The following is a 22,595-nucleotide window of genomic DNA, read 5'->3' on the forward strand; positions in this document are numbered from 1 at the left end:
TTTTGGCATGGGTCTGGACGAATGCATCACGCAGACGAAGCAGCAGCAGCGTCCGTCGCGCATTCAGACAATGAGGTGGCAAGTTGAGAAATCGCCTCCTGATCGTCTTCGCTCAATGCCCGGTAATGGGTAATGATTGCCCGTTCGGCATCGTTCAGGGTATCGGTAGCGATCGGCGTTCGTTTGCCGGAGAGGACGTAAAGGACATCGACACCTTTTTTTCCAAGCGCTGCGAGGTAATCGGAACGAGGAATGCGTTCGCCGCTCTCGTATTTGCCTTGGGCATTGGCTTCTACGCCCCCAATCGCGCCGAATTCCTGTTGCGAGAGTCCGAGGCTTTTGCGTTCTTCTTTCAGGCGTGAACCAAGATCTTTCATAAACATGGGCCTCTGATTTGACTATGTTTAAAGCAAGACCCCATTGGTCTGGGGGAGTTGCGATCCACCCGACAATTGTTCAAGCTGCGCGCTTTTCGACCCTCATGAAATGGTCATGATGGCCGATAGATTCGGATGGAGAGCTTGTCATTTTTCATGGCAACCCGATTTTGCAGTTCGGAGACCAGACGTGATTACATTTTTGCTGGGTTGGTGCGTTCTATCCGTCATAGGCACTCTGCTGGCACTGAGCCTGATCAGAACAGGCAAGGCGCGTCAGCCGGAAGCCGATCAAACCCAAGTCCCGGCACTTCAGGTTGCCGTGGTGACTGTCTCGGCTCAGAAGCACTGAGCCCGTCACTGCACTGCGCTGCACTACCACCTTAGTCCTGTCGAGCGATGTGCGGGGAAATCATTCCGCCGCAGATGAGCCGTGCCCGCCCGGAAAAACCTCGACGTTCGAGACAAACGCCAGGTCCACCTGACTGGCGCTGAACTGACGTACCCCTGCCGCAAGGGCAAGAAAATCCTCGCGCTGCATCTCATTGCCCCAGACGCTGCTGAAGGTAGGCTCTGCGGCCTGGACGGTGAATGCAATGCTGGTTTCGGCTTGATTCATGAGCATGGTCGATTCCCTTTCACTGAATACTGTTTAAACATACAGTATTTTCATCGACCTCCAAACGCAAGTCATGATTCGACGAGCGGTCGTTCGGGTGGGCGGATCCATCGGACCCATCACCTCTGCACCCAAGAGGACTGAAACGCACCAGGAGCGCAGCATCAGGCAAGAACGGCGCAGTATCCGAATAACGCCCAGAGGGCTCTGCGACGTAGCCTGCACAGGTTGACAAGCGCCACCTCTCCAGAGCGCTTGCGCCTGTTTGCGAGGTTCAACCATGAAAACCCTGATCGCGTTACTGATGACGTTGATGCTGGCCGCTGTCAGTGCCACCGCCCTGGCCATGCCGTGCGGCAAAGCCGGCAAATCGTCCAGCGAGGCCCTCGACAGCCAGCATCTGATGCCCCTGCACATCGCCCAGCAAAGCCCGGTTGCTCTGAAGCGTCCGGGCACGCTGCCGAAACTGGAGGCTTAAGCGCTGGCAAGTCCCTTGAGACGAATCAGATCGTCTGCCGACAGCACGATCCCCTCTGCCAGGGATTGTTCACGCTGCCGGTACCGACGATCGCCGGGCATGCGTTGCTGACCCACACCATGCATCTGCCTCACCAGCTCTTCGCTGCGCTCGGCAAACGCGTGCCCGCTGCCCTTGTCCGGATCGATGACAATGATCATCTGGCCGGTCCACGGGGTTTGCGCGCCCGGTTTGGTGGACATGTCAAAGCCGAATGAGAAGTTGCCGCCGGTCAATGCAGCAGACAGCAATTCGACCATCATCGACAGCGCCGACCCTTTGTAACCACCAAAGGGCAAGAGCGCGCCGCCATCAAGGATCGCCTTCGGGTCTTCGGTTGGGTGTCCCGCCCGATCCACGCCCATGCCCGGCGGCAACAGGCGCCCTTCCCTTGCGGCAATCTGGACATCGCCGTGGGCAATCGCGCTGGTCGCCATGTCGAAGACGATGGGCTGACCACCCGCCCGAGGCGCCGCGAAAGCAATCGGATTGGTGCCGAACAACGGTTTCTGCGCGTCGTGAGGCACCACGCAGGTCATGCTGTTGACCACGCTCAACGCTACCAGCCCTTCCTGCGCGAAGGGCTCGACATCTGGCCACAGCGCCGCGAAATGATGCGAGTTGCGGATCGCCAGGATGGCAATCCCGGCAGTGCGCGCTTTCTCGATCAACAGCGCCTTGGCGGCCTGCATTGCAGGCTGTGCAAAGCCGCCACCAGCGTCCACCCGCACGAAACCGGCACCGACGTCTTCGACCTTCGGCACGGCCTGGCCGTCGACCCAACCTGCCGCCAGGGACGACAAATAACCCTTGATTCGAAAGATCCCGTGACTGTGCGATCCGTCGCGCTCCGCGCTGGCGCAGTTCTCGGCCAGTACCGCCGCCACCTCGGCCGACGTGCCGTGGCGCATGAATATCTGCCGCAGCAGTTCGGTCAGATCGCTGAAGGAAATCGTCTGGGTGTCTACGGGATCGCGGGGTGAAGACATCTGAAGCTCCGGTGTGATTATTGGAAGTGGAAGCCGAACAGAACGTAAGCGTCTGGAGAGTACTGTGCGCCGACAAATGGGTAAACTGCGCGACGGTGACGGCCTCACGTTCGCCTTCAGCCGATTAAGGATTGATCCATGGATTGTCAGACCCTCGTTCTCGGCGCCGGTATTGTCGGCGTCTGTTGCGCACTGCACCTGCAAGCCGCAGGCCAGAGCGTCATCTTGCTGGATCGTGACGAACCCGGCCGAGGCACCAGTCATGGCAACGCGGGCCTGATCGAGCGTTCCAGCATCATTCCTTATGCGTTCCCCCGCGAATGGTCACGCCTGCTGCGCTACGGTCTCAACCAACAGTCGTCCATGCGCTTCAGCCCTGCTTATCTGCCACGCCTCGCGCCTTGGCTGCTGCAGTACTGGCGGCAGTCCTCGCCGGACAACCTGGCGAAGGCCAGTCGCGCCATGCAACCACTGATCGAGCGCTGCGTCATCGAGCATGACCTGCTGGCAGAGGCGTCGGGCATGACCGGTTTGATGCGCGCCAAAGGCTGGATCGAGCTCTACCGCGATCAGCGCGAATTCGATCTGGCCGTCGCCGACGCTAAAACCTACGCCGCATACGGACTGCGCTGCGACATCCTCGACGCAGTTCAATTGCGTGATCGGGAGCCAAGCCTCAGCGGCGCCGTGGGCGGCATCCATTGGCTCGACCCGAAAAGCGTGACCGATCCCGGTGCGCTGGTGCGCGGTTACGCCGCCTTGTTCGTGCAGCGTGGCGGCGTGCTGCTCAAAGGTGATGCACGCAGCCTGCGCCAGCTGGATGAAGGTTGGCAGGTCGACAGCGCGGACGGGGTGGTCAGTTCCCGGCAGGTGGTCGTGGCGTTAGGTCCACAATCGGCCGACGTGTTTTCGCGGTTCGGTTACCGCATTCCGTTGGCGATCAAGCGTGGCTATCACATGCACTACGCCTCACAACCGGGCGCCGCGCTGGAGCACTCCGTGATCGACGCCCAGGCGGGTTATGTGTTGGTGCCCATGGCACGGGGCATTCGGCTGACCACCGGGGTTGAGTTCGCCGCCAGCGATGCGCCCGCCAACGAGATCCAGCTGCGCCGTTGCGAGGCCATCGCACGCAAGCTTTACCCGCTGGGTGAACGTCTGGACGCCGAACCATGGCTGGGGCGCCGCCCGTGTTTGCCCGACATGCGTCCGGTCATCGGCGAGGCGCCCCGTCATCCCGGTCTGTGGTTCAACTTCGGCCATGCTCACCATGGCTTGACGCTCGGGCCCGTGACGGGACGCCTGCTGGCGGACATGATGACGGGCAAGCCGACGTTTACCGATCCAGCGCCTTACAGCCCGGCGCGCTTTCGGTAATTCGTCGCCCTGCTCGAGGAAGATCGGCTTAAACGCCGATCACCTCACCATCGGCATCAACCGTTTCTGGAAGAACAGGCGCTGATGCCCCGGCGGGTAATCATCCAGGTGGCCGAATTCCTCATAACCGTGTTTGCGGTAGAAGTCGGGTGCCTGGAAATCAAACGTATCGAGCCAGATCCCGACGCAGTTCCGCTCACGGGCGAACGCTTCGGCCTTGTCCATCAACTGGCTGCCCATCCGCTGCCCCCGCGCCTGCTCAGGGACCACCAGCAATTCGATGAACAACCAGCGGTAAAGGATCCGTCCGTGCAAACCACCCAATACCGCATCGGTCTGCTCGTCTCGCACAAAAAACGCGAACTTTTCTGACAGCCCATCGCCGGCCTTCTCAGCGTTGTACGCTTTGAGCGGTTCGAGGATCTGCAGGCGTTCATCTTCGTCGGGATTGCTTTTGAATTCGATCCGCACACTCATGCGTCGCTTCCTGCTGACGGGAAATAGGGGGGCAAGGGTGTCGGATTCAATGAAAGGAGTAAAGCCTTGCGCCAACAGTGCGGGAACAACCGAACGGTGTTCCCGCAGGGACCTACAAGAGCGGCTGAACGCCGTCGAATCAGTCCTTCTGGTCGCGCAGCACGTTGCCGGAGGTGGCGTCGATGCGGAACTCATACGTCACGCTGTCCGCCTTGCGGCCCTCACCTTCCCAGTAACCATGGTCGTCCGCTTCGATCTTGTAGATCTCGGTGTAGCCCGCCGACTTGGCCTTTTCAATCGCTTTCTCGATGGTGATCCAGCCCGGGGCGGGTTTGTCGGCCAAGGCAAATTGAGCAGTGGCCAGTGCAGCAGTGGCAACAACGGCAGCGGTAAGTTGTTTAATCATGTTTGAACTCCATTTCCCTTCGCGGGCTTTATGACGTGCGAGTTTTTGGAGTTGCCGGGGGAAAAAATAGTTCAGGCGAGGTTGTGTAACCGAGTGATGCAGTCGGCTGGCAGGAGCAGAGAGCTCGCCCGCTCCCACCGAAAACCGGTCATAGGGGCGTGACCGGATTGAGTCGCTCTCAGATCAGCGCTTGACCTTGCGACGCAAGACACCGTTCAACACGACCACCACCACCGCCACGAAGATCGCGATGTACTGGAAGATCTTCTCGTCGAGCACGCCGATGGTCTGCAGGTGCGACAAGCCGAGCATGATGACCAGTACGCTCAGGGCGATGATGATCGAATAAATAAGACGCTGTTTGTTGGTCATTGCGAGTTTCCTGAAAACGGTCGAAATCATAGGCGCGGCGCGAATGCGCCCGACATGTTACGCCCTCCAAGCGCTGCTGGCATCCCGGAGCGCCCGCTGAACCTGCGGCGAAGCGTCTCGGTCGGCGTTTCTTGTCACTATGACGTGGTTTAATACGCGCCATTGTGTAGGAAATTTCACTGTTTCTGTTAAGGAGTCCCCAATGCCCCATGAAGGCAGCCCGCTGCAGGTTGCAGTCGTGTTTCTGCTCGCCGCCGTCGTCACCGTTCCACTGGCCAAACGGCTGCAACTGGGCGCTGTCATCGGTTACCTGATCGCCGGCGTGATCATCGGCCCCGCAGGTCTGGGGCTGATCAGCGACCTGGAAAGCGTATCGCATATCTCCGAGCTGGGCGTGGTCTTGCTGCTGTTCATCATCGGCCTTGAGCTGTCGCCAAAACGCCTCTGGGTCATGCGTAAATCGGTGTTCGGGGTTGGCTTGGCGCAGGTGTTGCTCACCGGTGTCATGATCGGCGCGGTCGCCCTCTTCGGCTTCGGCCAGCCACTGAACAGCGCGGTCGTATTGGGTCTGGGCCTGGCGTTGTCATCGACGGCTTTCGGCCTGCAAAGCCTGGCCGAGCGCAAGGAACTGAACGCGCCGCACGGCCGCCTGGCCTTTGCCATTTTGCTGTTTCAGGACATCGCGGCCATTCCCTTGATTGCGTTGGTGCCCATGCTCGCGGGCGGCGATCACAACGCCAGCTCCAGCGACTCATTGCGTCACGGCCTGCAAGTGCTCGGCGGCATCGCGGTCGTGGTGGTCGGTGGCCGCTATTTACTGCGTCCGGTGTTTCGCATCGTGGCCAAGACCAAGCTGCAAGAAGTGTCTACCGCCACTGCGTTACTGGTGGTGATCGGCACTGCGTGGCTGATGGACCTGGTCGGGGTGTCCATGGCCTTGGGTGCGTTTCTCGCCGGTCTGCTGTTGGCCGACTCGGAATACCGCCATGAGCTCGAATCACAGATCGAGCCGTTCAAAGGCTTGCTGCTGGGCCTGTTTTTCATCAGCGTGGGCATGGGTGCCAACATCGGCTTGCTGTTCAGCTCTCCGATCGTCGTATTGGGTCTGACGCTGCTGCTGATCGGCCTCAAATTGCCCTTGCTGTTCGTGGTCGGGCGTCTGGCCGGTGGACTGGGCAAACAAAGCGCGTTGCGCCTCGGTCTGGTGCTGGCCGCCGGGGGTGAGTTTGCCTTCGTGGTGTTCCAGATCGGTCGTGACAAAGGCCTGTTCGATGCGCAACTGTACGACACGCTGGTGCTGACCATCACCCTGTCGATGGCGCTGACGCCGCTGTTGCTGCTGGTCATGTCGCGTTGGCTCAAGCCCAAGCCGGTGCACAAACCCGTGCCGGATGAATATCGCGAAATCGAGTCCGACAACCCCCGCGTAGTGATTGCGGGCATGGGCCGGATGGGCCAGATCGTCGCGCGGGTGCTGCGCGCACAGAAGATCCCGTTCGTGGCCCTGGACACGTCGGTGGAAACCATCGAGCTCACCCGCAGCCGAGGCAACGTGGCCGTGTTTTATGGTGACCCGCTACGCCCGGAAATCCTGCGTGCCGCCAAGGTTGATCAGGCGGAGTATTTCGTCATTGCCACTGACGACCCGGACACCAACATCAAGACCGCCGAGCTGGTGCGCAAGCTCTACCCGCATCTGAAAATCATCGCCCGTGCGCGTAACCGCCAGCACGTACATCGCTTGATGGACCTCGATGCCGACCCGGTGAGAGAAACGTTTTATTCCAGCCTTGAGATGACCCGCCGCACGCTTATAGGGCTGGGCTTGAGCGAGGCGCAGGCGGCCGCGCGCATCAGTCGCTTCAAGCGTCACGACGAACAGGTGCTCAACCGTCAACACCTGATCTACGATGACGCAGCCAAGGTCATGCAGAGCGCGCTGGAATCCCGAGCGGAGCTGGCGGAACTGTTCGAGTCCGACCGCATCGACGAGGAAGCTGAACAGGCCGCCAAAGGCTAGGCCTTTCAGCGGGAGAGATCAGCGGCTCAGCGCGACCACGAATTCCAGAAAGGCGCGCACCTTGGCCGGCGGCAAATGCCGAGACGGGTACAACGCATACAGCGGGAAGTACTCGTCTGGCCAGTCCGTAAACAGCTCGATCAGCCGCCCGTCGCTGATCGCCGCCTCCACGCCCAGTTCCAGCACCTGCGCCACGGCCTGCCCTTCCTCGCAGATCCGGTGCATCGTGCCCACATCGTTGACCATCAGCCGCCCGCGCGTGTTGACGATCAGGCGCTCGGCACCCCGATGAAATTCCCACGGAAACGGCCGTCCGGTCTGCGAATCCCGAAAATCGATGCACACATGCGCAGGGCTTTCGAGGTCCGTGGGATGCTTTGGGCGGCCGTGTTTTTTCAGGTAAGCCGGCGATGCAACGGTCAACACGCGTGTCTTGAGCAACTGTCGCCCGATGAGCGAAGACGACGGTTGTTCACCAAACCGCACCGCCAGATCAACACCATCGGCCACCAGATCGCCCAGTTGCTCGCGGGTGAGCAGATCCAGTTCCAGTTCAGGATAAGTGGCCATGAAGTCGCCCAGCGCCGGCGCCAGAATCAGCCGGGAAAAATATGGATCGACGTTGACCCGTAGACGCCCCCTTACCGCCGTGGCACTGCCCGATGCCAGCGTCGCCGCTTCTTCCAGGCCGGCCAGCAGCGGCGCGATGTCCTCATACAACCGTCGCCCCTCATCGGTCAGCTTCACCGAGCGCGTGGTGCGATCGAACAGCCGGATGCCCAGCCGAGCCTCCAGGCGAGCAATGGCGCGGCTCACGCCTGACTGGGTCATGTCGAGCACATCGGCGGCTTTCACAAAGCTGCCGGTATCGACCACGGCCGAGAGAACTCCCATACCGCTCGCTAAACGTCCGTCGAAACTCATTAATGATTCCTTGGCATGCCTGCAATGACGCTCATGCTATCGGAGAATCAACAGCGTCGGCGCAATACTGCTCGAATCGGCGACGCGAGGTCGCCCTCAATGAGGCATTCAGCATGTACACAATCATGGGTGTGACCGGGCAAGTGGGCAGCGAAGTCGCGCGTCACCTGTTGGCAGCGGGCAAGCCGGTGCGCGCGGTGGTGCGCAGTGCCGAGAAAGGCGAGTCTTGGGCCAGCCAAGGTTGCGATGTCGCGATAGCGGATGTGGACGACCTTTCTGCATTGACCCAGGCCTTCCAGAACAGCACGGCGGTATTCGTCCTGTTGCCCCCCAACTTTTCGCCGTCCGAAGGCTTTCCCGAAACCCGTAAGGTCATCGCCCACTTGCATGACGCACTGGCCGCCGCACGTCCCGGCAAAGTGGTATGCCTGTCCACCATCGGCGCGCAGGCCACCGAGCCCAATCTGCTCAATCAACTGCAGTGGCTGGAAAAAAGCCTGAGTGCACTCGACCTGCCCGTGACGTTTCTGCGGCCCGGCTGGTTCATGGAAAACTGCTTGTGGGACGTCGAGCCCGCCCTTCAGACCGGCGTGATCCCAAGCTTTTTACAACCGCTGGACAAACCTGTACCGATGATTGCCACCGCCGACGTCGGTCGCGTCGCGGCCGAGTTGTTGCAGGAACAGTGGTTTGGCAAACGCATCGTCGAACTGGAGGGCGAGCAGCATGTGACGCCCAACCAGATCGCCGACACGTTCAGCGAGCTGCTGGGCAAACCGGTCACCATGGAGGTCGTTCCTCGGGAGACCTGGCACGCACTGTTCACCTCACAGGGCATGAGCAACCCGGTGCCGCGCATGCAGATGCTCGACGGTTTCAACGAAGGCTGGATTCGCTTCGAAGGCCTGCCCCGCAAAGGTCGTGTCAGCCTGGCGAGCGTGCTGGAAGCACTCTTGGCCCGACACGGTTGATCACGGCGCGCGAAACGCTTTGACGTGCTCAATGAAACGCGTAACCGCCGGCGCTTTCTCGTAGCGCCGGTGGATCAATGACAGATAGGAGGTCGGCTCACAGCCTTCGATGCGTCTGAATACCACGTTCGGCAAGGTGATGTGATCGACCACCGACTCCGGCACCACCGCCACCCCCTGCCCCAGACTCACCAAGGCAATTACCGACACCAGGCCGCCAGGCTGCGGGCCCAGCGTCGGCGCGAAACCGCCTTGCGCGGCGACTTCCAGTGTTCCGGAGATCTGTTCGGGAAGGATGAACGTTTCGGCCTGCAAGTGGATCGCGTTGATCACCTTGAGCTTGCACAGCCACGAGCTGGCCGGGAGCGCCAGCGCAAAGCCTTCGGTCAGCAGCTTCACCGCGCTGACGGACTCCGGCAAGCTCATGGGCGAACGAATGAAACCCACGTCCAGCCGTCCTTCTTCGATCATCTTGGGCAAGGCCGGCATGGGGGACTCGGTGAGGTTGAAATCGACATCGGCAAAGCGCTGGCGAAACTCGCCGACCTGACGCTGCAGCACACCGGAGAACACCGCAGACGCGACATACCCCAGCTCGATTCTTCCTGCCTCGCCACGTCCGGCGCGCTGCACGTTGTATTGCGCCGTTTCGAACTGCCGCACCGCCAGTTCCGCCTCGATCTGCAGGGCGCGACCTGCATCGGTCAGGCGGACTTCCCGTTGCTCGCGCACGAACAACCGAGTGCCCAGCGCGCTTTCGAGATCTTGAATCTGCCGGGTCAGCGTGGGGGGCGCGATGCCCAACTGCTCGGCGGCCCGGGTGAAGTGTCGGTGTCTGGCGACGGCAAGGAAGTAGCGAAAGTGACGAATTTCCATCAGTCGTTACCTCAAAGGTAATTAAAACGTTCGGCACAGGTAACGCAGCATAGGCCATCCAGCGGTATTGTGAACCCCTCACCGATCCAGCTCTGTAGCGGGCGCGCCATGAGTGCCGATGTTTGAAGCACCTTGGTCATTTGGCGTCAGGCCCTTGAGGGCCAGTGCACCGCTAAAGAACGGTTTCGCAAACATTAGCTAGAACCTAATTTGTTGCCGGAGTCATCGCCATGCCGTCAGCCAGCGCCCGAATCATCAGCCCTCGCATGACCCTGCTCACTGCCTCCGGCGTGTGCTCGCTGATCGTCCTCGACACGAACATTGTTGCGGTGACCCTGCCCAGTATTGCGCGCGATCTGGGTGCCGGGTTTGCCGACATTGAGTGGGTGGTCAGCGCCTACATGCTGGCCTTCGCGGCGTTGCTGCTGCCTGCGGGCAGCCTGGCCGATCGCTTCGGTCGCAAGAAAATGCTGCTCACTGGCCTGGTGCTGTTCATTCTGGCTTCGGTGGGCTGCGGCGCAGCGCCGACTATCCTGCTGCTCGACATCGCACGAGCCATCAAAGGCGTCGGTGCAGCCCTGTTGCTGACCTCGGCACTGGCTACCATCGGCCATGTCTTCCACGACGAAGCCGAGCGGGCCAAGGCCTGGGCGTTCTGGGGCGCGTGCATGGGCGTGGCGATGACCGCCGCGCCAACGGTGGGCGGATTGATCGCCGAGCTGGTCGGCTGGCGCTGGATTTTCTTCCTCAACCTGCCGGTCGGCCTGATCCTGCTGAGCATGGTGATGCGCAACATCGGCGAATCACGCAACGAACAATCGGCGCGCCTCGACCCGTGGGGCAGCCTGTTTTTCAGTGCCAGTCTGCTGAGTCTGATCTGGGGCCTGATCGAGGCCAACCGGATCGGCTGGGACAACCCGCTGACCTTTGCCCGATTGATGGGCGGCGGCCTGCTGCTGGCACTGTTTTTTCTGGCCGAACGCGTGCAACGCCGCCCGATGGTGGACTTGCACCTGTTCAAATCTGCGAGGTTCGTCGGCGCGCTGCTGGGGATGTTTGCCTATGCCGGGTGCGCGCAGGTGATGATGACGCTGCTGCCGTTTTACCTGCAGAACGGCTTGGGTTTCAGCGCGATTGATTCAGGACTGGGCATGCTGCCGTTTGCAATCACCATGCTCCTGTGCCCGCGTCTGGGGCCAGGGCTGTCGCGTCATCTGTCTGCGGCCGCGATGATGGCGTTGGGGCTGACGCTGGTCAGCACCGGCAACCTGTTGTGCGCCTGGGCGACGTCCACCGGGGGCTACCCAGCGTTCGCACTGGCCATGGCGGTGACCGGAGCCGGTGCGGGTCTGCTCAACGGCGACACCCAGAAAAACATCATGGCCTGCGTGCCGCGCGAACGCACCGGCATGGCGTCGGGCATGAGCACCACGATGCGTTTCAGCGCGATCATGCTGGCGGTTGGCGTCTACGGTGCGCTGCTCGCCAGCCACGCCTTAAATGCCCTGACCACCAACCTGCACAACAGTGCGCCTGCCTGGCTGGATCAGGCCGAATTCATCGCCTCGCGCGTGGTGGCCGGGGACATGACGGCCGCCTTGCAATCCGTCGGTGCCAGCGCCCGGGGAGTGGTTCAACCGCTGGCGCAACAGGCGTTCGTCACGGGGTTTGCATCGGTGTTGTGGGTGGCGGGATTCGTCGGTCTGTTCGCCGCGCTGCTGGTGGGCACGTTGATGCGCAAACCCATCCCGACATTACAGCCGAACGTCGCCTGATCAGTCTTGCCGCTTGAGCCATTCGCCGGGCGCGTCCCTTTTTATCCTCCGTGCAGGGAATAACCCTCGCTGCGCTTCGTCATACGGGCTCAAGAAAGTCATCCGCTCGATATGAGGAAGCCCACCATGAAAACCACACTGATCGCCCTGACCCTGACCGCGCTGAGCAGCTTCGTCCTGACCGCCAACGCGGACGTGAAGAACATGCCGCAGGTTCAGGAATACACCTACGGCACCAAGGTCGACATCGCTGAAGTGACCAAGACACCGAACCTGAACTTCTGCGGCGTGCGTCCAGTGGACCTGGGTTATGTCGATCACATGGGCAAGGCGCACACCCTGCGCTACGAAACCAGCGGCAACACCTGCCTGGGCGACAACTGATTCGCAGGGCTCAGTCGCTGCCTGAGAAAGGTCGCTTTCAACAATAACAACGGCGACCTCTCGCACTCATGACGACCACGCACATTCTGATCCTGCGTTCGGCCTGCCGATACGCGAGGGGTCGCGGCGAATCAGGTGTGTTGGCCTCGGAGACCTACCGCGCGGCCAGCGCCCACACCCGCGCCAGATCCCGAGCGCGGTCATGCAGCAGTGTCGCGGCAGTGCGACAGGCCTGATCCAGCGTCATCGGGCCGCTGGTCAGGGCGAATGCGGCGCTGATGCCGTGTTCGTAGAGATCGGCATACCCGTCGCCCAACGTGCCCGCCAGCACGATCACCGGGACGTTCGCGCGCGCAGCGATTTTGGCGACACCGAACGGCGTCTTTCCGCGCAACGTCTGGGCATCAAAACGCCCTTCCCCGGTGATCACCAGGTCGGCCCCTTCCAAGGCGTCTGCCAGACCGGTCAGGTCGGCGACCACGTCCACGCCAGGACGGAACGACGCGTTCAGATAGGCCTTCGCCGCAAAGCCCATGCCGCCCGCAGCGCCACTGCCGGGATGCTCGCTGTCGTCCTTGCCCAGCACGCTGGCTGATTGTTTGGCGAAGTGGCCCAGTGCGGCATCCAGCGCCAGGACCTGTTCAGGCGACGCGCCTTTTTGCGGACCAAAGATATGCGAGGCGCCTTGCGCACCGCAGAGCGGGTTGTTGACGTCAGCGGCGACTTCGAATTGCACGTCCTTGAGGCGCGGGTCCATGTGCTCGATCTCGATCCGGGCGACCTTGCTCAGCGCCAGCCCGCCCGGCGGCAAAGGCTCATCATTGCTGTCCAGAAAACGCGCGCCGAGGGCCGACAGCATGCCGGTGCCCGCATCGTTGGTCGCACTGCCACCAATGGCCAGGATGATGCGCTGAGCGCCCGCTTCCAGCGCGGCGGCGATCAACTCGCCGGTGCCGTAGGTGGTCGTGACCGTGGCGTCACGCTGTTCCAGGGTCAGCAACTGCAAACCGCTGGCCATGGCCATTTCGATGATTGCGGTGCGGGTTTCCGCCAGCCAGCCCCACTGCGCCTCCACCGGCTGACCCAACGGGCCCGTCACCCGGTTTTTCATCCATTGCCCGTCGCACGCCGCCAGCACGGCCTCGATGGTGCCTTCACCGCCATCGGCCATCGGGCATTCGATCAGCTGTGCATCTGGCCAGACGTCACGCAGACCCGTGGCGATCGCTTGAGCCACACCTTGTGCGCTGAGGCTGTCCTTGAAGGAATCCGGGGCAATGACGATTTTCATGGTGTTCTCCTTGTTCGATAGTCGCGATCTTCTCACTGCCCGCCATTTTTTCCGCCTGACCTTCGCACAACGGCCCAGCCATCCTGTTGTTCATCCGAACAAAACATCACGCGCACCGCTTCAGCGCGCCACCATCTGCATCCCCAGATACAGCCGCAACAGGTCATCGGTGCGATACGGGTCGCACCCGCTGACCTCGGCCACTTTCTCCAGCCGGTAACGCAAACTGTTGCGATGAATCCCCAACGCATCGGCGCAGGCCTGGCTTTCGCCGCTGTAATCGAACCAGGCACGCAGGGTGTCGAGCAATTGCCCGTTGCCTTGCAATTTCATGACCGGTTCTGCCACGCCCTCAGCCAGCCAGTCATGCCGGTTGCGCCAGAACAGCACCGACAGGCGATGAGTCGCCAGGCGCAACAGTTTCTGTTGCGGCTGAACGTGACGGGCGTAATCGAGCAGGTCGCGGGCCGCGGCGCAGGCGTTGCGCAACGATTGGAGATCCGATGAAGGTTCGACCGTCGCCATGCGCAACACCGGCCAGCCTTGCTCATCGAACTGTTCCAGTAACAGCGCGTCATCCCGGTCTTTACCGGCCGCGCGGCACCAGTAAACCAGACTCGGCTCGCAGGACACGCACCAACTGTTGGCATAACGGCCGTTGAGCCAGGCCGCAAGCTGGCCGGCATACCCAGCATCTGCCGGCAGCTCGATCAGCACGGCCTGGCGCGGCAGTTGCGGCTGCAATCCGAGTTGCTCCGCCTCGTCGATCAAGTGCAGTGCGCTGTCACCCAACAGCAGACGCGACAGAAGGTCCTCGCTGCGCTGATGCCGCCACTGTTGATCCGCCTGCTGACGACGGTGCTCCATGAGCATCTCGGCGGTCATCTTGACCAACTCGGCATACACCCGAACCTGATCCGGTTCACCGGTGATGCCCAATACCCCGACCAGCTGTTGATCCAGCATCAGCGGCAGGTTCACGCCCGGCCGGACGCCGTTCAACTGCTTGGCCGTGTGAGAATCGATCTCCACCACGCGGCTGTTGGCCAACACCAGTTGAGCGCCCTCATGCCGCGTGTACAACCGCTCCGCCTCACCGCTGCCAATGATGATGCCCAGGTAATCCATCACATTGACGTTGCACGGCAAGATCGCCATCGCCCGATCGACGATGTCCTGGGCCAGGGCATGATCAAGGGCAAACACGGGGCACATCCGGCGAGCTGGGCGATTGAAGGTTCATACACATCACGACATGTTTTTGTTGGTTAAGGGGAGTCTGCCTGATTTTTACGCAGAGGTCCTGCGCCACGATTGTTCGCGACCAATACCCAAGTCGTCGCCGGCATGGCAGAGTGCCGACTGATAGAGAACTGACGCGAAGAGTAACTTCCACTTGCCCCTACACCGCCTCGCCCTGTTCCTCTCACTGCTGACCCTGCAAGCCTGCGCCTCCAGCGATGTGCCGCTGGGTCAGGCGAGTTTTGCCGCCTATCGTCAACAGACCCTCGAATGGCTCCAGGCCAATCGTACGTTTCAGACCGACGACCACGCTGCAGAGCTGTCGTGGAATGCCCCTCGTGAATGGCGGCCCAGTGGGGTTGCGAAACGAGGCATTCTTCTGGTGCATGGCCTTGGGGATTCGCCTTTTTCGTTCAAGGATGTTGGGCAAACACTCGCCGGGCAAGGATTCCTGGTGCGCACGGTGTTGTTGCCGGGGCACGGCAGCAAGCCTGCGGACATGCTCGATGTGACCTTGAAACAATGGCAACAGGTTGTAGGCGAGCAGGCGCGAATCATGGAGAGCGAGGTGCCCGCGGTGTACCTCGGCGGCTTCTCCACCGGCGCCAATCTGGTGCTGGATTACGCCTACGAGCATCCGGAAATCGCCGGGCTGGTGCTGTTCTCCCCTGCGTTCAGGCCACAAAACAGCTACGCCTGGCTCACGCAATACATTGGCTGGTTTCGGCCCTGGCTGGCGAGCCCGAACGACGATGTCCGGCCCATGCAAACGCCGGTGCGCTACCTGAATGTGCCCACCAACGGCTTCGCGCAGTTCTATCGCAGTGCGCTGCTGGCGCAGGACCATCTGGCGGACCGGCCCTACCCCAAGCCCGTGTTTATCGCCATTACCCAGCATGACTCGGTGCTCGACACCGCGTATGTGCTCGACACCTTCAACGCGCGCTTCAGCCACCCGGCGAGTCGATTGATCTGGTACGGCGACAGCCCCGCCACCCAAGCGAAGACGCCCCGGGTGCTGGTGCGCACTGACTACCTGCCGCAGGACCGCATCGCCCAGTTCTCGCACATGGGCTTGATGTTCTCGCCGGATGACCCCTTGTACGGCAAAGACGGGAAACAGCGAATCTGCTGGAACGGTCAGCAGGCCGACGGCATGCAGAAATGCCTGAACGGCGAACCGGTGTGGTACTCGGACTGGGGCCATCGCGAGCCGGGCAAGGTGTTTGCGCGACTGACGTTCAACCCGTATTTCGAGTGGCAGACGGGGGTGATGATGGGAGTTTTGGGCGCGGCAAAGTGAAGCCGCACACAGGGATTCGGGCGCTCGCCGCTGATGCATTCACTCCACCGGCGCCAGCCGTTCGCGGCTGTTGCTCAAGTGCGTCCACATCGCCGCCCGCGCAGCATCGGGGTCTTGCCTGCGAATGGCGACCAGTATCGCTTCGTGTTCAAGGTTCGCCAGATAGGCGTGATGAGTGAGACTGCTCCCCGCCCGTTCGCTGGATGCAATGCGACTGCGCGGGATCACCGCGTTGCCCAGATTTTGCAGGATCTCGACGAAGTACGGATTGCCGGTCGCCTCGGCGATCAGTAAATGAAAGCGCCGGTCCGCTTCCACGCAACTGTCTTCTTTGGCGAGCAAGTCCTGATAATCGTCCAGCGCCACGCGCATCTTAGCCAGTTGATCGTGCGTACGGCGCTGCGCCGCCAGCGCGACCGCCTGGGTTTCAAGGCCCATCCTCAGCTCGATGATGTGACGCACGCTGAACGCCGTCTCCACCTTCAAATGCAAGCCGCTCTGCTGCGAGCGGGCCAGCACGAACGTGCCCTTGCCCTGATGGGTTTCCACCAATCCCGACGCCTGAAGCTTGGAAATCGCCTCACGCACCACGGTGCGGCTGACGCCATATTCGCGCACGATCTCGCTTTCGGAGGGCAGCTTGTCACCGGGCGCAATCGACCCCATCAGAATGCGCTGGCTCAGGTCGGTGACCAGATCGGTCGCCAGGTTGTGCTGACGACGTTTAGGAATCGCTCGTTCAGGGGTTTGCATGATGAGGTTGTCCGATCAGTGACGGGTGTGGGCCGAAAACAGGCGCTGGCTCACTTGTATTTTTTCAGCGGGACAGGTCAGAAGAAGATCGCGCATCGTGCGTTTCGCTCAACCGCTTAGCCCATTGCGGAGCTCGCAATTCCGGGCTCAACGCCCATGACAGCGCACTCATTCAACTTGTCATACAGGCAAGCCTATTCCGCCGAAATATTTCCTGCAAGCCCCGTAAAATCGCTTGCAGCGCGCAATCGTACTTGTATGATGACTGGCAACAAGGCGCACACACCTTGTCACACACAATTGAAATAACAACCCGCATAAAAATAATCAGTGGAAGTTAACCAGCGTGAACACATCCTCATCCCGGGTGAATGACGCCCCCGATTCCGCGTTGCTGTCAGCGGTGTCCAAGGTCAAACGTCACATCCTGCCGCTGTTCGTCATCATGTTCATCGTCAACTACATCGACCGGGTCAACATCGGCTTCGTCCGTAGTCACATGGAACACGATCTGGGCATTGGCGCTGCCGCCTACGGTTTCGGTGCCGGCCTGTTCTTTATCGCGTACGCACTGTTTGAAGTCCCCTCCAACATCCTTCTGCAAAAAGTCGGCGCACGCATCTGGCTGACCCGGATCATGTTCACCTGGGGCCTGGTCGCCTGCGGCATGGCCTTTATCCAGACCGAAACCCACTTCTATATCCTGCGCTTCCTGCTGGGTGTCGCCGAAGCCGGCTTCTTTCCGGGCGTGATCTATTACTTCACCCGCTGGTTGCCTGGCGTGGAGCGCGGCAAGGCCATCGCCATCTTCCTCAGCGGCTCTGCGTTCGCGTCGCTGATTTCCGGCCCGCTCTCCGGCCTGTTGCTGCAGATCGAAGGCCTGGGTTTTCATGGCTGGCAGTGGATGTACTTCATCGAAGGCATGTTCTCGGTGGTGTTGTGCTTCTTCGTCTGGTTCTGGCTGGACTCAAAACCGCATGACGCCAAATGGCTGAGTGCCGCCGAAAAGGACGCGCTGGTCAACGCGATCGACGCTGAACAACAAGCCCGTGAAGCCGCAAACCCGGTGAAACTGTCCATCGGCAAGTTGCTCAAGGACCCGCAGATCATCCTGTTCTGCCTGATGTACTTCTTCATTCAGCTGACGATCTACGCGGCCACGTTCTGGCTGCCGAGCATCATCAAGAAGATGGGCGACCTGACTGACTTTCAGGTCGGCCTGTACAACTCGATCCCTTGGTTCATCGCCATCGTTTGCATGTACGGCTTCGCCGCGCTGTCCGCCAAATGGAAGCATCAGCAAGCCTGGGTCGCCACAGCGTTGCTGATCGCTGCCGCCGGGATGTTCATGTCCACCACGGGCGGTCCGGTGTTCGCGTTCGTGGCGATCTGTTTTGCGGCCATGGGCTTCAAATCCGCCTCGTCGCTGTTCTGGCCGATCCCGCAGGGCTACCTCGATGCACGCATCGCGGCTGGCGTCATCGCCCTGATCAACTCGGTGGGCAACCTGGGTGGCTTTGTCGCGCCCACCACCTTCGGCATCCTCGAACAACAGACCGGCTCGATCCAGGGTGGCCTGTATGGCCTCACCGCCACCTCGATCATTGCGGCGATTCTGGTGTTCACCGTACGCACCTCGCCCAAACCTGGCGCCGTGCCGGTGGCCAAGGTCGATGCCACGCCCAGCCACTCCTGACACTTTGAACGTCAGGCGTGACGAAACCCGAACACTCTGAACCTCGTTTTGACGGCGCCCTCGCGGCGCCCTGTAAACCCAAGGATTTAGCCATGACCACACAGCACTCCGGCAGCACCCCAGTCATTACCGAGATGCACGTCATCCCGGTAGCAGGTCACGACGACATGCTGCTCAACCTGAGCGGCGCCCACGGCCCGTACTTCACGCGCAATATCGTGATCCTGAAGGACAACGCGGGTCACACCGGCGTCGGCGAAATTCCGGGCGGCGAGAAAATCCGCCAAACGCTGGAAGACGCCCGCTCGCTGGTGGTCGGCAGCACCGTCGGCAACTACCAGAAGATCCTCAACGACGTGCGCCGCACCTTTGCCGAGCGTGACTCGGGTGGCCGTGGCCTGCAGACGTTCGACCTGCGCATCACCATTCACGCAGTCACCGGCATTGAAGCGGCGGTGCTCGACTTGCTGGGTCAACACCTGGAAGTCCCGGTCGCCGCCTTGCTCGGTGAAGGTCAGCAGCGCGACGAAGTGAAGATGCTGGGTTACCTGTTCTACGTCGGTGACCAGAAGAAAACCAACCTGCCGTACCGCACCGAGAACGACGCCGACAACGAGTGGTTCCGTGTACGTCACGAAGAAGCACTGACGCCGGAAGGTGTGGTGCGACTGGCCGAAGCGGCGTTTGCCCAATACGGTTTTGAAGATTTCAAACTCAAGGGTGGCGTGCTCAGCGGCGATGCCGAGATCGAGGCGGTCACGGCGCTGGCCGAACGCTTTCCGAAAGCGCGCATCACCCTGGACCCGAACGGCGCCTGGTCGCTGAAAGAAGCCATTCGTCTGTGCCGTGATCAGCACAAGGTGCTGGCCTATGCCGAAGACCCGTGCGGTGCTGAAAACGGTTACTCGGGCCGCGAAGTGATGGCCGAGTTCCGCCGCGCAACCGGCCTGCGCACCGCGACCAACATGATCGCCACCGACTGGCGTGAAATGGGCCACGCCATTCAACTGCAATCGGTGGACATCCCGCTAGCCGACCCACACTTCTGGACCATGCAGGGTTCGGTGCGCGTCGCGCAGATGTGCAACGAGTGGGGCCTGACCTGGGGTTCGCATTCCAACAACCATTTCGACATCTCGCTGGCGATGTTCACTCACGCTGCTGCGGCTGCGCCGGGCAACATCACCGCGATCGACACGCACTGGATCTGGCAGGATGGCCAGCGTCTGACCAAGGCGCCACTGCAGATCGTCGGCGGCAATGTGCAGGTGCCGAAGAAACCGGGTCTGGGCATCGAGATCGACATGGACCAGGTGGCCAAGGCGCATGAACTGTACAAAGGCATGGGCCTGGGTGCGCGCGATGACAGCGTGGCCATGCAGTTCCTCGTTCCCAACTGGTCGTTCAACAACAAGCAGCCATGCCTGGTGCGTTAACCGCCGAGGCTGTTTGAAACCGTTCCACGTTAATTGCCAACTGGCGACCGGCGCGTAACCCCTTGCGCGCCGTTTTTCTTACCTTCCGTCTTATCGACCCACGCGTGCTATGTTTGTCGCCTGTCACTGCCGTGAAGTCGTCCATGTCCCATCTCACCCAGACTCACCCTCGCCTGACCATTGCCACTGCACTTGGGGTGGCGGCCGGTATCGCATCCGCGTTCATCGCACCCGAGATCACCCTGACCAGCAAATGCCTGATCGCCTGGAACGTTGCCGGATGGATCTACATGATTCTGATCATGCAACGTACGTTCAAATCCAGTGCCGAAGACGTCAGACGGATCGCCGAGGTCGAAGATGAAAATGCCGGGCTGGTGCTGATGGTAGTCTGCGTGGCGGCCATTGCCAGCCTCGCCGCCATCGTCCTGGAACTCGCCGGGATCAAGTACATGAGTGCCAGCGACAAAGCGCTGCACTACACGTTCACCGGCTTCACCATCCTCGGCTCGTGGCTGTTGATCGGGGTCATTTTCAGCCTCCATTACGCGCGGATGTTTTACACATGGGACGGCGAAGACGCAGCTTTGCGTTTCTCCGACGGCGAACAGAACCCCGATTACTGGGACTTCCTGTACTTCTCGTTCACGCTCTGTGTCGCGGTACAGACTTCCGACGTGGGCGTGGCGACACGGAGCTTACGCAAGGTGGTCCTGGCGCAATGCCTGATCGGTTTTTTGTTCAACACCTCCATTCTGGGGTTCTCGATCAATATCGCGGCGGGGTTGTTTAATTAGCCCCAATGGTCAGGCACCGCGACATCCAATGCCTGACACCCATCCCCAGTGGGAGCGAATTCATTCGCGATGCGCCGGCACAGACAACGCATCCGTGTCGTCTGGAACATCTTTCGCGAATGAATTCGCTCCCACAGAGGATCGTCACAACGTTCGCAATCGCGCCACGGCCCGAGAGCGATGCTCGATCTCAAGCATTGTCAGGGTTCCACTCCAACGGGCTCAGGCGTACTGTGTGCGCCACACATCCAATGCGCTCCTTGAACGAGGCCTAACTGATATGACTCAGGGTTCCCCGCTGAGAATCGCCGTGCTCGATGACTGGCAATCCGTGGCTGAACATGTCGTGGACTGGACAGTGCTCAAACCCATCGGCGAGGTCAGCTTCCTTCACGATTATCCTGCCGACACCGCGACCCTGGTCGCCCGTTTGAAAGATTTCAGCGTGATCTGCGTGATGCGCGAACGCACGACCTTCGACGACGCCCTGCTCAGTCAACTGCCCAATCTCAAACTGCTGGTCACCGGCGGCATGCGTAATGCGGCGCTGGACCTCAAGGCTGCGGCACGTCTGGGCATCACCGTGGCGGGCACCGAAAGCTACAAATACGCCGCCCCGGAACTGACCTGGGCACTGATCATGGCCGTCACGCGCAATATCGTCGACGAAGCCAACTCTCTGCGTGCCGGCCAATGGCAGACCGGGATCGGCAGCGACTTGTACGGCAAGACGCTGGGTATCGTCGGGCTGGGCAGCATCGGCCAGAAAATCGCCCGCTACGCCCTGGCGTTTGACATGAAGGTCATCGCCTGGAGCGAAAACCTGACCGCTGAGCGTGCCGCCGAACACGGCGTGACCTACGTGAGCAAGCAGGCACTGTTCGAGCAATCGGACGTGATTTCGGTGAACCTGGTCCTCAGTGATCGCAGCCGAGGCCTGGTGGACGCCGAATCGTTGAACCGCATGAAACCGACCGCGTATCTGGTGAACACCGCGCGCGGGCCGATCGTTGACGAAGACGCGCTGATCGACGTGCTCAAACAGAAAAAAATCGCTGGCGCCGCACTGGACGTGTACAGCGTCGAGCCATTACCGGGCGATCACCCGTTCCGCACCTTGCCCAACCTGCTGGCCACGCCGCACGTGGGTTACGTCACGGAAAACAACTACCGGATGTTCTTCAGTCAGATGATCGAGGACATCCAGGCCTGGCATGCGGGCGCGCCGATTCGTGTGTTCGCCTGACGGCACCGGGCACCCCCTGTGGGAGTCGGTTCCCACAGGGCTGCAATTGATTCAAACACTTCATCAAGGACATGGCTGATGACCGCTTCCCTCAATCGCTTGCCCTCTGACCCACGCAGCGCGCTGCTGGTCATCGACATGCAATACGACTTCATGCCCGGTGGCGCGCTGGCCGTTGCGGCGGGCGACACGCTGGTGCCCTTGATCAACCGCCTCGGCGCGCAATTTCGCAACGTGGTGATCACCCAGGATTGGCACCCGGTCGACCACATCTCGTTTGCCTCCAGCCACGCCGGACGCGCCCCGTTCGACAGCATCACCCTGCCCTATGGTCCTCAGACCCTGTGGCCGGACCACTGCGTCCAGGGCACCCATGGCGCCCAGTTGCATGCCGACCTCGACATCGCGCACGCCCAGCTGATACTGAGAAAAGGCTGTAACGCGGGGATCGACAGCTACTCGGCATTCGTCGAAGCAGACCGCACCACCCAGACCGGACTGGCCGGGTACCTCAAGGAGCGTGGCATCGACAGCGTCTTCGTGGTCGGACTGGCACTGGACTTCTGCGTCGCCTGGTCAGCGCTGGATGCACGAGCGGCGGGGTTCAATACCTGGATCATTGCCGACGCGTGCAAGGCCATCGATCTCAACGGTTCGCTGGACACCGCGTGGAAGGATCTGGCTGCGGCGGGTGTGGTTCGGATCGACAGTGCCGAGCTGACGGCATAAGCCCTGCCTCTGTAGAAG

Annotated in this window: 24 protein-coding genes; 13 read left to right on the forward strand and 11 right to left on the reverse strand. The window is 61.1% G+C overall.

Annotation, left to right across the window (positions count from 1 at the left end; genetic code table 11):
- Positions 1-26: 26 nt before the first annotated feature.
- Positions 27-377 carry a helix-turn-helix domain-containing protein gene (locus tag AB4N84_RS27905; RefSeq protein WP_074753211.1) on the reverse strand — a complete coding sequence of 117 codons (351 nt, stop codon included), beginning with the start codon at positions 375-377 and terminating at the stop codon, positions 27-29.
- 190 nt (positions 378-567) lie between these two features.
- Here AB4N84_RS27905 and AB4N84_RS27910 point away from each other — a divergent pair, with 190 nt between their 5' ends.
- On the forward strand, positions 568-729 hold the full coding sequence (locus AB4N84_RS27910) for a hypothetical protein (protein WP_460044218.1): 162 nt from the start codon (positions 568-570) through the stop codon (positions 727-729).
- Between the two features lie 60 nt (positions 730-789).
- On the opposite strand, the gene AB4N84_RS27915 is transcribed toward AB4N84_RS27910, so the two are convergent.
- On the reverse strand, positions 790-996 hold the full coding sequence (locus AB4N84_RS27915; RefSeq protein ID WP_460047164.1) for a hypothetical protein: 207 nt from the start codon (positions 994-996) through the stop codon (positions 790-792).
- 280 nt (positions 997-1,276) lie between these two features.
- Between AB4N84_RS27915 and AB4N84_RS27920 the strand changes: the two genes are divergently transcribed.
- Positions 1,277-1,474, forward strand: coding sequence for a hypothetical protein (locus tag AB4N84_RS27920; RefSeq protein ID WP_460044220.1), 198 nt, complete (start codon positions 1,277-1,279; stop codon positions 1,472-1,474).
- Here the strand turns inward: AB4N84_RS27920 and AB4N84_RS27925 are convergent.
- Positions 1,471-2,502, reverse strand: coding sequence for an Ldh family oxidoreductase (locus AB4N84_RS27925; RefSeq protein WP_460044221.1), 1,032 nt, complete (start codon positions 2,500-2,502; stop codon positions 1,471-1,473). The genes AB4N84_RS27920 and AB4N84_RS27925 overlap by 4 nt on opposite strands.
- Positions 2,503-2,640: 138 nt before the next feature.
- Between AB4N84_RS27925 and AB4N84_RS27930 the strand changes: the two genes are divergently transcribed.
- A complete protein-coding gene (locus tag AB4N84_RS27930) occupies positions 2,641-3,879 on the forward strand; it encodes an NAD(P)/FAD-dependent oxidoreductase (RefSeq protein WP_460044222.1) in 1,239 nt (412 codons plus the stop codon).
- 39 nt (positions 3,880-3,918) lie between these two features.
- Here AB4N84_RS27930 and AB4N84_RS27935 read toward each other — a convergent pair whose 3' ends face one another.
- From AB4N84_RS27935 to AB4N84_RS27945, 3 genes are all read right to left on the reverse strand, one after another.
- Positions 3,919-4,356 carry a GNAT family N-acetyltransferase gene (locus tag AB4N84_RS27935; RefSeq protein ID WP_460044223.1) on the reverse strand — a complete coding sequence of 146 codons (438 nt, stop codon included), beginning with the start codon at positions 4,354-4,356 and terminating at the stop codon, positions 3,919-3,921.
- A 139-nt stretch (positions 4,357-4,495) separates the two neighbouring features.
- On the reverse strand, positions 4,496-4,762 hold the full coding sequence (locus AB4N84_RS27940) for a PepSY domain-containing protein (RefSeq protein WP_074753217.1): 267 nt from the start codon (positions 4,760-4,762) through the stop codon (positions 4,496-4,498).
- A 183-nt stretch (positions 4,763-4,945) separates the two neighbouring features.
- Positions 4,946-5,134, reverse strand: coding sequence for a hypothetical protein (locus tag AB4N84_RS27945; RefSeq protein WP_460044224.1), 189 nt, complete (start codon positions 5,132-5,134; stop codon positions 4,946-4,948).
- Positions 5,135-5,336: 202 nt separating this feature from the next.
- On the opposite strand from AB4N84_RS27945, the gene AB4N84_RS27950 reads away from it, so the two are divergent.
- Positions 5,337-7,154 carry a monovalent cation:proton antiporter-2 (CPA2) family protein gene (locus AB4N84_RS27950; protein ID WP_460044225.1) on the forward strand — a complete coding sequence of 606 codons (1,818 nt, stop codon included), beginning with the start codon at positions 5,337-5,339 and terminating at the stop codon, positions 7,152-7,154.
- An 18-nt stretch (positions 7,155-7,172) separates the two neighbouring features.
- On the opposite strand, the gene AB4N84_RS27955 is transcribed toward AB4N84_RS27950, so the two are convergent.
- Positions 7,173-8,078, reverse strand: a complete 906-nt coding sequence (locus AB4N84_RS27955) for a LysR family transcriptional regulator (protein ID WP_460044226.1) — start codon at positions 8,076-8,078, stop codon at positions 7,173-7,175.
- 113 nt (positions 8,079-8,191) lie between these two features.
- Here AB4N84_RS27955 and AB4N84_RS27960 point away from each other — a divergent pair, with 113 nt between their 5' ends.
- Complete coding sequence (locus AB4N84_RS27960; protein WP_074753220.1) at positions 8,192-9,049, forward strand: NmrA family NAD(P)-binding protein; 858 nt, start codon at positions 8,192-8,194, stop codon at positions 9,047-9,049.
- Here AB4N84_RS27960 and AB4N84_RS27965 read toward each other — a convergent pair whose 3' ends face one another.
- On the reverse strand, positions 9,050-9,925 hold the full coding sequence (locus tag AB4N84_RS27965) for a LysR family transcriptional regulator (protein ID WP_460044228.1): 876 nt from the start codon (positions 9,923-9,925) through the stop codon (positions 9,050-9,052).
- Positions 9,926-10,155: 230 nt separating this feature from the next.
- On the opposite strand from AB4N84_RS27965, the gene AB4N84_RS27970 reads away from it, so the two are divergent.
- Complete coding sequence (locus AB4N84_RS27970) at positions 10,156-11,700, forward strand: MFS transporter (protein WP_460044229.1); 1,545 nt, start codon at positions 10,156-10,158, stop codon at positions 11,698-11,700.
- Positions 11,701-11,826: 126 nt separating this feature from the next.
- A complete protein-coding gene (locus AB4N84_RS27975; protein WP_460044231.1) occupies positions 11,827-12,084 on the forward strand; it encodes a DUF2790 domain-containing protein in 258 nt (85 codons plus the stop codon).
- Between the two features lie 154 nt (positions 12,085-12,238).
- Here the strand turns inward: AB4N84_RS27975 and AB4N84_RS27980 are convergent, their stop codons facing one another.
- Positions 12,239-13,375 (reverse strand): glycerate kinase, encoded by a 1,137-nt coding sequence (locus AB4N84_RS27980; protein WP_460044232.1) that lies wholly within the window; start codon positions 13,373-13,375, stop codon positions 12,239-12,241.
- 120 nt (positions 13,376-13,495) lie between these two features.
- On the reverse strand, positions 13,496-14,581 hold the full coding sequence (locus tag AB4N84_RS27985; RefSeq protein ID WP_460044234.1) for a sugar diacid recognition domain-containing protein: 1,086 nt from the start codon (positions 14,579-14,581) through the stop codon (positions 13,496-13,498).
- A gap of 256 nt (positions 14,582-14,837) precedes the next feature.
- Between AB4N84_RS27985 and AB4N84_RS27990 the strand changes: the two genes are divergently transcribed.
- On the forward strand, positions 14,838-15,920 hold the full coding sequence (locus AB4N84_RS27990) for an alpha/beta hydrolase (RefSeq protein WP_460047165.1): 1,083 nt from the start codon (positions 14,838-14,840) through the stop codon (positions 15,918-15,920).
- Positions 15,921-15,959: 39 nt separating this feature from the next.
- Here the strand turns inward: AB4N84_RS27990 and AB4N84_RS27995 are convergent, their stop codons facing one another.
- Complete coding sequence (locus tag AB4N84_RS27995) at positions 15,960-16,673, reverse strand: FadR/GntR family transcriptional regulator (protein ID WP_460044236.1); 714 nt, start codon at positions 16,671-16,673, stop codon at positions 15,960-15,962.
- Between the two features lie 346 nt (positions 16,674-17,019).
- Here AB4N84_RS27995 and AB4N84_RS28000 point away from each other — a divergent pair, with 346 nt between their 5' ends.
- From AB4N84_RS28000 to pncA, 5 genes are all read left to right on the forward strand, one after another.
- Positions 17,020-18,369: an MFS transporter gene (locus AB4N84_RS28000; RefSeq protein WP_460044237.1), complete on the forward strand. Its 1,350-nt coding sequence runs from the start codon at positions 17,020-17,022 to the stop codon at positions 18,367-18,369.
- A gap of 92 nt (positions 18,370-18,461) precedes the next feature.
- Positions 18,462-19,805: a glucarate dehydratase gene (gene gudD, locus AB4N84_RS28005; protein WP_346830389.1), complete on the forward strand. Its 1,344-nt coding sequence runs from the start codon at positions 18,462-18,464 to the stop codon at positions 19,803-19,805.
- A gap of 143 nt (positions 19,806-19,948) precedes the next feature.
- Positions 19,949-20,602, forward strand: coding sequence for a DUF1345 domain-containing protein (locus tag AB4N84_RS28010; protein WP_460044238.1), 654 nt, complete (start codon positions 19,949-19,951; stop codon positions 20,600-20,602).
- Positions 20,603-20,882: 280 nt separating this feature from the next.
- The gene (locus AB4N84_RS28015; protein WP_460044240.1) at positions 20,883-21,848 is read left to right on the forward strand and encodes a D-2-hydroxyacid dehydrogenase family protein; all 966 of its coding nucleotides are present in this window, start codon (positions 20,883-20,885) and stop codon (positions 21,846-21,848) included.
- A 78-nt stretch (positions 21,849-21,926) separates the two neighbouring features.
- Positions 21,927-22,577 (forward strand): bifunctional nicotinamidase/pyrazinamidase, encoded by a 651-nt coding sequence (gene pncA / locus AB4N84_RS28020; RefSeq protein ID WP_460044241.1) that lies wholly within the window; start codon positions 21,927-21,929, stop codon positions 22,575-22,577.
- Positions 22,578-22,595: the final 18 nt, after the last annotated feature.

This window comes from Pseudomonas sp. S2_H01 (assembly GCF_054668305.1).